Origin of the sequence: Paraburkholderia sp. RL18-085-BIA-A (genome assembly GCF_046027075.1) — a bacterium.
GTDB lineage: Bacteria > Pseudomonadota > Gammaproteobacteria > Burkholderiales > Burkholderiaceae > Paraburkholderia.
In genome coordinates, this window is record NZ_JARESU010000237.1 from 1 (window position 1) to 8102 (window position 8102).

Consider the following 8102-nt stretch of genomic DNA (forward strand, 5'->3'; position numbering starts at 1 on the left):
CTGCTCTCCCTCGGAGCCGGCGCCCTCGTCGGCGTCATCTATAGCCTGATCAACGTGCGCTCGCCGGCACCACCGCTCATCGGACTGCTCGGTCTGCTCGGCATGCTGGGCGGCGAGCAGGTGATACCGGTTGCAACGCGCCTCCTGTCAGGCACCACCCTGTCGGCCGCATGGCGCGACGCCCATTGCACGAGCCACGTCTTCGGCATACTGCCGGGCCGCCAGGCTTCAGAACAGGCGCGACGCGAGACGGCCGACACCGAGGAGAACCGCTCATGACTACCTCTCACACCGTTCCCGATCTCATACTGCGCAACGGCCGCTTCACGACGCTCGACCGCGCGAAGCCGGTCGCGAGCGCCGTTGCAATTCGGGAAGGCAGGTTCGTTGCCGTCGGCGACGACGCCGAAGTTGTGCCGCTTGCCGGTGCGACGACTCGTGTGATCGATTTGAAGGGTCGACTGGCTCTGCCTGGTCTCATCGACAACCACACGCACGTCGTACGCGGCGGGTTGAACTTCAATATGGAGCTGCGCTGGGACGGCGTGCGCTCGCTCGCCGACGCAATGAACATGCTCAGGCGCCAGGTCGCGGTCACGCCACCGCCGCAGTGGGTGCGTGTGGTTGGCGGTTTCACCGAGCAGCAGTTCGTCGAGAAGCGGCTGCCGACCATCGAGGAGTTGAACGCTGTCGCGCCGGATACGCCCGTCTTCATCCTTCACCTCTACGACCGGGCGCTGCTGAATGCGGCCGCGCTGCGCGTCGTCGGCTATACGAAGGACACGCCCGAGCCGCCGGGTGGCCAGATCATGCGCGATAGCCAGGGCAACCCGACCGGGCTGCTGCTCGCGAAGCCCAATGCGGCGATTCTCTACGCGACGCTCGCGCGGGGGCCGAAGCTGCCGTTCGACTATCAACTGAATTCGACGCGTCACTTCATGCGCGAGCTGAACCGGCTCGGCATCACGGGCGTGATCGACGCGGGCGGCGGCTTTCAGAACTACCCGGACGACTACGAGGTCGTCCAGAAGCTGGCCGATGAAGGACAGATGACCATCCGGCTCGCCTACAACCTGTTCACGCAGAAGCCGAAGGCGGAGAAGCAGGACTTCCTCGACTGGACCAGGACCTCGAAATACAAGCAGGGGGACGACTACTTCCGGCACAACGGCGCGGGAGAAATGCTCGTCTACTCCGCCGCCGACTTCGAGGACTTCCGTGAGCCGCGCCCGGACATGCCGCCGCAGATGGAAGGCGAGCTCGAAGAAGTGGTGCGCGTGCTGGCCGAAAACCGCTGGCCGTGGCGCCTGCATGCCACTTACGACGAGACGATCAGCCGGGCGCTCGACGTCTTCGAGAAGGTCAACCGCGATATTCCACTAGCGGGCATCAACTGGTTCTTCGACCACGCGGAGACGATCTCGGAACGCTCGATGGACCGTATCGCCGCGCTTGGCGGCGGCGTGGCGGTGCAGCATCGCATGGCCTATCAAGGCGAGTACTTCGTCGAGCGCTACGGGGCGGCAGCGGCCGAGGCCACGCCACCGGTCGCGAAGCTGCTCGAGAAAGGTGTGAAGACCTCAGCCGGCACCGACGCGACGCGGGTCGCTTCTTACAACCCCTGGGTCTCGCTTGCGTGGCTAGTGACCGGCATGACGGTAGCCGGTCTGCGTCTCTATCCGCGGCGCAACTGCCTCGACCGCGAGACGGCGCTGCGCATGTGGACGGAAAAGGTCACCTGGTTTTCCAACGAGGAGGGCAAGAAAGGCCAGATTGCAGTCGGCCAGTTCGCCGATCTGATCGTGCCCGACCGCGACTACTTCGCCTGCGCGGAGGACGAGATCGCGCAGACGACATCGGAACTGACGATCGTCGGCGGACGTGTGGTGTACGGCGTGGGCGAATTCGGTCCTCTCGACGACAGCGCGCCGCCGCCCGCGATGCCCGACTGGTCGCCGGTGCGCCGGTTCGGCGGCTTCGCGGCGTGGAAGGACGCTGCGGGCTCGCGCGGCCAAGGCGAATCCACGTTGCAACAGGTCGCCGCCGCGGCGTGCGGGTGCTCAAGCGCCTGCTCGGTGCACGGCCACAGTCACGCGCGCGCATGGTCGGGCAATGCGCCGGCCTCGGACCTGAGCGCATTCTGGGGCGCGCTCGGCTGCGCCTGCTGGGCGGTCTGACGTGAGCACCCTCAAAACACGCAATCCCGAGTGGGTGAGCACGATCCTCGGATGGCGCTGGCTCCTGCCGGTGGCGCGCGCAGCGCTGGTGTCCGCGTACGTCCTCGGCGGCGTAACCAAGCTCGTGCATTTTTCCGCGGCCGTCGCCGAGCAGGAGCATTTCGGGCTTCGTCCGGGATGGCTCTGGGCGACGCTCGCGATCGTTGTCGAACTTGGCGGGTCGGTCTGCGTGATCGCGAACCGGCTGGTCTGGTTGGGCGCGGGCGGGCTGGCCTGCCTGACGGCCATCGCCATGCTCGTCGCCAACGACTTCTGGAACGCGGCGGGCAACGCGCGCTTTTCGGCGACCAACAGTTTTTTCGAACACCTCGGGCTGATCGCCGCCCTCGTCATGGCGGCGTGGCTCTCCGATCTGGATGGCCGGCGCGTCCATGCACGCTCTCAGCAAAAACACTAAAGGAACGCCAATACCATGCCCATGATCCGTTCCCTGATCGCGACCGCCCTGGTTTCAGCCAGCGTCGCGATGTCGTTTCCCGCCACCGCGACGCCTCCGCTGAAGATGCATCCGGCGAGCCCGATCATCGCCGTCGGACCGCAGTACGATACGACGCACGTCTACGTCGCGCCCGAGGACTTCGACCGTTTCACAGACAGTCTCGTCGCAACCTTCGGTGGCCACAAGTCACAGCAAGGCGTGTTTCAGGTGACGCCCACGCCGAGCCAGACCATGTCGCAGCTTGTCTTCACGCCGGTCGGCACGCTTTCGGTGTTCGGCTTCAAGACGCCTGTTCCCTCGCCGTTCGGCGACGAGCGTACGGGCTATCTCGTCACCGACATGGATGCTGCGGTCAAGGCCGCGAAGGCCCACGGCGCGGACGTGACGGTCGCGACGTTCCCCGACCCCATCGGCCGTGACGCGATCATCGAATGGCCGGGCGGTGTGCACATGCAACTGTACTGGCACACGCAGGCACCGAGCTACGACCCGCTGCAGACCGTGCCGGATAACCGCGTCTACGTGTCGCCGGAACGCGCCGATTCGTTGATCCACAACTTCGTCGCGTTCTCGCATGGCAAGGTCGTGTCCGATGAGCGCAACGCGCCGGGCGTCGAAATCGGCCGACCGGGCGACACGTACCGGCGCGTGCGCATCGAGTCAGGCTTCGGCAAGATGACCGTGCTGGCGACGGACGGCCATCTCCCATGGCCGTTCGGCCGGGAGATGACCGGCTACGAAGTGACGGACTTGGCCGACACGTTGAAAAAAGCCGAAGTCGCGGGCGTGAAGATACTGGTCCAGCCGTTCTCGGCTGACAAGCGCGAGGCGGCGCTCGTGCAATTTCCAGGCGGCTATATCGCCGAGATTCACGCGGCGGCCCATTGATCGCCGGCACGCCGTCGGTCACGGGATTCAAACTATGAAATACGCGGACAGCGCGCCCGCGGCCGTTGCCGGCTATGTGGATACGCTGAGCTTCGTGGCCCTCTTCGGGCTGTTCACACCGCACGTGACCGGCAACTTCGTGCTGACCGGCGCCGCAGCGATGGGCGTGCAGAACACCCACGGACGTTTGATCGCGCGCGCCGGCGTGCCGAATACTGTCATGACCGGTAACGTTACGCAGGCTGTGCTCGATGCACTCGAACTCGTCTCGTCCGAGGTGACGGCGGAGGTGAAGTCAGCGGCTCGCGCGCGCCTTGGTAAGACGCTGCATGCGGTGCGTGCTTCGGCGCAGGCGCGATCGCAGGGGCGCTCGCTTATCGGTACGTCATGTTCTGGGCGCTACTAATGCCTTTTGCGGTGTTGGTCTGGCTGGCCGCCGTCGATCGTGACGAGCCGGGCTTGACGGATTGCGCGGCAGGCACAAAGCCGCGCTGATGATCGGGGAAATTCGCGTGTGTGAAAGCAGGATAATGACTCGGACTGCGACAAGACGAATGTGGCGCAGGCAGCGCTGTGCGCTGTACGTCACGGCGGCGGGAGCGGCGCTTGCCCTGAGTGCTGGGGCGCGTGCGGACGTCGGCACAGCTGCGTCGATGGATACGGCCGCGCCAGCGTGCACGGCACAGCGGCCGCAAGTGATGTTCAACCGGTGGCAGGAGGACTGGTCGGTTCTGGCGAATCCCCGCGTGCCCGCAAAGCCGATGGACGGGCTCAAGTATTTGCCTCTCGGCGGCGATCCGGAATCGTGGCTGTCTCTCGGTGCGAACCTGCGCGAGCGCATGGAGTTCAACGATGCGCCAATTTTCGGTATCAGCCCGGGACTCGCGGACACCTATGTGATCCAGCGCGCGGAGGTGAGCGCCGACGCCCACGTCGCGCAACACTGGCAGTTCTTCGTGCAGCTCGAAGATGCACGCGCGTTCGGCAAGGATGTCGTGACACCTGTCGACAAGAATCCGCTCGACCTGGAGCAGGCGTTCGTCGCGTGGGTCAGTCCGCTGGCTGGCGGAACTGTGAAGCTTCGCATCGGCCGCCAGGAGATGGCGTTCGACTTGCAGCGGTTCATCTCCGTTCGCGACGGCCCGAACGTGCGGCAGGCCTACGATGCCGTATGGGCTGACTATGAGCATGGCAAGTGGCGCTTTATCGGCTACGCGACGCAGCCGGTGCAGTACCGCGACGTCTCGGCGTTCGACGATGTGTCTAACAGGCACCTCACGTTCAGCGGCGTGCGCTTCGAGCATCAGGATACCGGGCCAGGTGACCTCTCCGGGTATTACTCGCGATACAACCGGAGCAATGCGCGGTTTCTCGATGCAAGCGGCAACGAACATCGGGATGTGTTCGACCTGCGGTATGCCGGAAAAACCGGGCACGCCGACTGGGACGTCGAATCGATGGTACAGAGTGGTCATATCGGCAGCAAGCCGATCTTCGCATGGGCGGTTGGCTCGCTTGCAGGCTACACACTGGACGCGCCGTGGTCACCGCGCTTCGGCATCCAGATAGATACGGCATCCGGTGACCGGCATCCCAACGACGGCCGGGTGGAAACGTTCAATCCACTCTTTCCGAATGGTTCCTACTTCACGCTGGCGAGTTATACCGGCTACGCCAACATCATCCACATCAAGCCATCGATTACGCTGAAGCCGTCGAGCCGACTCGCGCTGTTGGCCGCAATCGGTTTCCAGTGGCGCGAGACGACGGGCGACGCCGTGTACCAGCAGGGTAACGCAATCGTGCCGGGTACCGCGGGGCACGGCACCCGGTGGACGGGCATGTACGCGCAGCTACGGGCGGACTGGACGATCGCTGAAAACCTGATCGGCTCGGTTGAGGCCGTCGATTTCCAGGTGAGCAATTCCATCCGGAGCGTGGGCGGCAGCAATGCCGATTACGCTGGCGTCGAACTCAAATATGGCTGGTAATTCGGCATTGTCCTGGAATTTTTTGATATCCGGATTGTGCGGTTGACGCTCTCGGCGAATGCTGCAGCGCAACGGGTGAGTTCGGGAATGACAGGTGAAAAGACTCGACCACTGCAATGCGCCCTTCAATTCGTTCATACGATATGTCAGAAACCTAGCGCTGCTCCGTACGGCCAGACGCTCCTCCGGCGAATGGGCGGGACAATGCAGATTCAAGCCGGAAAGGGCAGTGCCCAATATCCGGTCGGTTGCGGCAGGCTATTTGGCGGGCACCGGCGCGAGCGCTTCGTGCGCACCCGCTGTGCGCTGTGGCGCCTTGTGGACCATCGTAAAATCGTAGTCCACGCCCATCCCGTACGCACCTGATTGCGCCGTGACGATGGCCATTACCGCGTCGTACGTCTCCCTGTGCGCCCTGTCGCGTTGCCATTCCAGCAGTACCTGTTGCCACGTCATTGGCACGGAGCCGGCCTCGATCATGCGCTGCATCGCGTAGTCATGTACGTCTTTCGACGTGCCGCCTGATGCGTCGGCCACCGTATAAACTTCGTAGCTGCCTTCATTCATGGCGGACAGCGAGAACGTGTTGTTGCGGCCATTCGCGGCCAGCGCGTCACGCACCTTCTGGTCATCCCACGAATTCACCGACGTGCGTTTGAGCAACCTCTGTCCCGGAAACACATCCAACAGTTCCCGGGTGCGTGAAACCGGAGAAGCTCTCCCGCTGGACCAGCCCATTGGTCGTCGTGTGCGCGAGAGAAAGGCCGCGTTCGGACATCATCTCGACAACATCGCGCAGGCTCAGTTTGCAACGCACGTACCAACTAACGCATAAGACGATGACTTCGCGATCGAAATGCCGACCTTCGAACAGCTTGTCAATGCTCCTTAGCTTACTCATCAGGGCAATCGCATCAAGAGACCTGCATTCCAAGCACTTGAGCCCGATAGTGTTCATCGAATCCGGCCTTGAGCCGCTTGTTCTTTATGCCGACCTTGGTGGCTTTGTCAGCGCGCAGTAGATTCGACACGATGCGGCGCAGGATCGCGAAGTTTTGTGCTGCATTGTCCACCCGGGCACGACATTGATCCTCGCCAAACGCGACATCGAGCACCCAATGCATGCTGTTTTCGATGGCCCAGTGAGCGCGCACCGCCTCGTTGATCCGTTTCGGGTCAGCGGGCAGGCTGTTCACGTAGTACCGCCGCTCCACCGAAACGCGGCCGTCGATCTCGCGGGTGGCCTCAACCATCGCCACCGAACGCAGGCCGGCCCATTTGCCCTCCTCATCCAGCCAGTCAATCATGTCGGTCGCAACGCACCGGCGCGTCTCGATTCGTCCGTGCACTTTCTTGCCTGTCTGACAGTGCTCAGCGAAGCGCACGCTGCGCAGAGACTGGGTGCGCTGTGCATCGAACAGCTGCACGATCGCTTCATGCAGGGCAGGCTGATTGCCTTTGACCGCAAGCACATAGTCGGCACCTCCAGCCACGATCTTCGCCGCGATCTCCCGCTGGCAACCCATCGCGTCGATCGTCACGATCGCACCCTTGAGCAGCAAGGCGTCCAGCAATGCCGGGATCGCGGTGATCTCATTGCTTTTGTCGGCAGTCCTGACCTGGCCCAAGGTCGCCCCCAACGCGCCGCAATAGGCCGATACCAGATGGATCGCGCTACGCCCCATGCCGTGCGAGCGCCGTACCGTCTTGCCGTCAATTGCCACCACCTGGCCCGCGACTGCAGGACAAATGCCGCTTACCCATCGCACAAAGCACGCCTCGAACTGCCGCGCATCAAGCGCCGCGAATACGCGCCCGAACGTGTCATGCGAGGCAATCCCGTTGCGCAGCGGCAAGTACCGGCGCAGCCACTCCAGTTGTCCTTGCCTCCACAAAGCGATCCCCACCCAGCTGTCGGCACCCGACAGGATCGCCGCCAGTGCAACCACCAGCATTTCCGTCAGATCATGCTCCGGGATGCGTACACGCGGGTCCTTCAGGTCCCCAAACGCGTCTTGCAAACTCAACGGCTCGTATTCGTCGTCCACACCACTCTCGGCTCTTGGCAAAACCAAGAGTTAACGCTTCTTCGCAGCAGTTTACAACCCCCATTCGTAACCCATTGTGTGTAAACAATTTTTCGTGCGATTGCCCTGGCTTACTCATCTGTTTGCTCTGCGAACGTCAAAGCCCTGAGCCTAACGCATCGGCCCTCATTTTTGCACCAGAGCCCGGTATCGAAGTGATGCACATCATCAGGAAAGGCAGATGAAAACGGCGAAGGGAACCGCTCCGTCTGCCGCTGAGCAGTTTCATTCACTGGTCATGTAAAGCATCCTAACGAGATCGACTTGCTTCGGCATCCCCTTCTTATTGCGAAACAAGCATGGCGTCGGGCTCTGTACGGTGTCCTGCACCTATATCTCCTTACGCCTAGAAATGGATAGTGGGGCTGACACCGGTTCGTCGTTGCATCTCGCATAGGGTGGCAACCCGAGCACTCCCGTCACCGGTGCGATCGGGCATTCGGGGCCATCCCCTAGACGG

General features: G+C 62.9%; 7 protein-coding genes and 2 pseudogenes. 6 read left to right on the forward strand and 3 right to left on the reverse strand.

Annotated features, from left to right (window positions below; all coding sequences use genetic code 11):
- The 6 genes and pseudogenes from P0D89_RS49480 to P0D89_RS49505 form a co-directional block, all read left to right on the forward strand.
- Positions 1–279: XapX domain-containing protein (locus P0D89_RS49480; RefSeq protein ID WP_408379167.1), on the forward strand; the 279-nt coding region annotated here is incomplete at its 5' end.
- Positions 276–2177, forward strand: a complete 1902-nt coding sequence (locus tag P0D89_RS49485; RefSeq protein WP_408370042.1) for an amidohydrolase — start codon at positions 276–278, stop codon at positions 2175–2177. The genes P0D89_RS49480 and P0D89_RS49485, both read left to right, overlap by 4 nt.
- 1 nt (position 2178) lies before the next feature.
- Positions 2179–2634, forward strand: a complete 456-nt coding sequence (locus P0D89_RS49490) for a DoxX family protein (RefSeq protein ID WP_408370039.1) — start codon at positions 2179–2181, stop codon at positions 2632–2634.
- 69 nt (positions 2635–2703) lie between these two features.
- Positions 2704–3564: a glyoxalase gene (locus P0D89_RS49495; protein ID WP_408370048.1), complete on the forward strand. Its 861-nt coding sequence runs from the start codon at positions 2704–2706 to the stop codon at positions 3562–3564.
- 34 nt (positions 3565–3598) lie between these two features.
- Positions 3599–4059: pseudogene (locus P0D89_RS49500) on the forward strand (DUF1275 family protein).
- Between the two features lie 59 nt (positions 4060–4118).
- Positions 4119–5555 carry an alginate export family protein gene (locus tag P0D89_RS49505; protein ID WP_408370036.1) on the forward strand — a complete coding sequence of 479 codons (1437 nt, stop codon included), beginning with the start codon at positions 4119–4121 and terminating at the stop codon, positions 5553–5555.
- 258 nt (positions 5556–5813) lie between these two features.
- Here the strand turns inward: P0D89_RS49505 and P0D89_RS49510 are convergent, their stop codons facing one another.
- The 3 genes and pseudogenes from P0D89_RS49510 to P0D89_RS49520 form a co-directional block, all read right to left on the reverse strand.
- Positions 5814–6218 (reverse strand): cysteine hydrolase family protein, encoded by a 405-nt coding sequence (locus tag P0D89_RS49510; protein WP_408370051.1) that lies wholly within the window; start codon positions 6216–6218, stop codon positions 5814–5816.
- Positions 6219–6276: 58 nt separating this feature from the next.
- Positions 6277–6456 (reverse strand): annotated as a pseudogene (locus tag P0D89_RS49515) (IS6 family transposase); the annotation flags it as partial.
- 13 nt (positions 6457–6469) lie between these two features.
- Complete coding sequence (locus tag P0D89_RS49520; protein WP_408370033.1) at positions 6470–7603, reverse strand: ISAs1 family transposase; 1134 nt, start codon at positions 7601–7603, stop codon at positions 6470–6472.
- Positions 7604–8102: the final 499 nt, after the last annotated feature.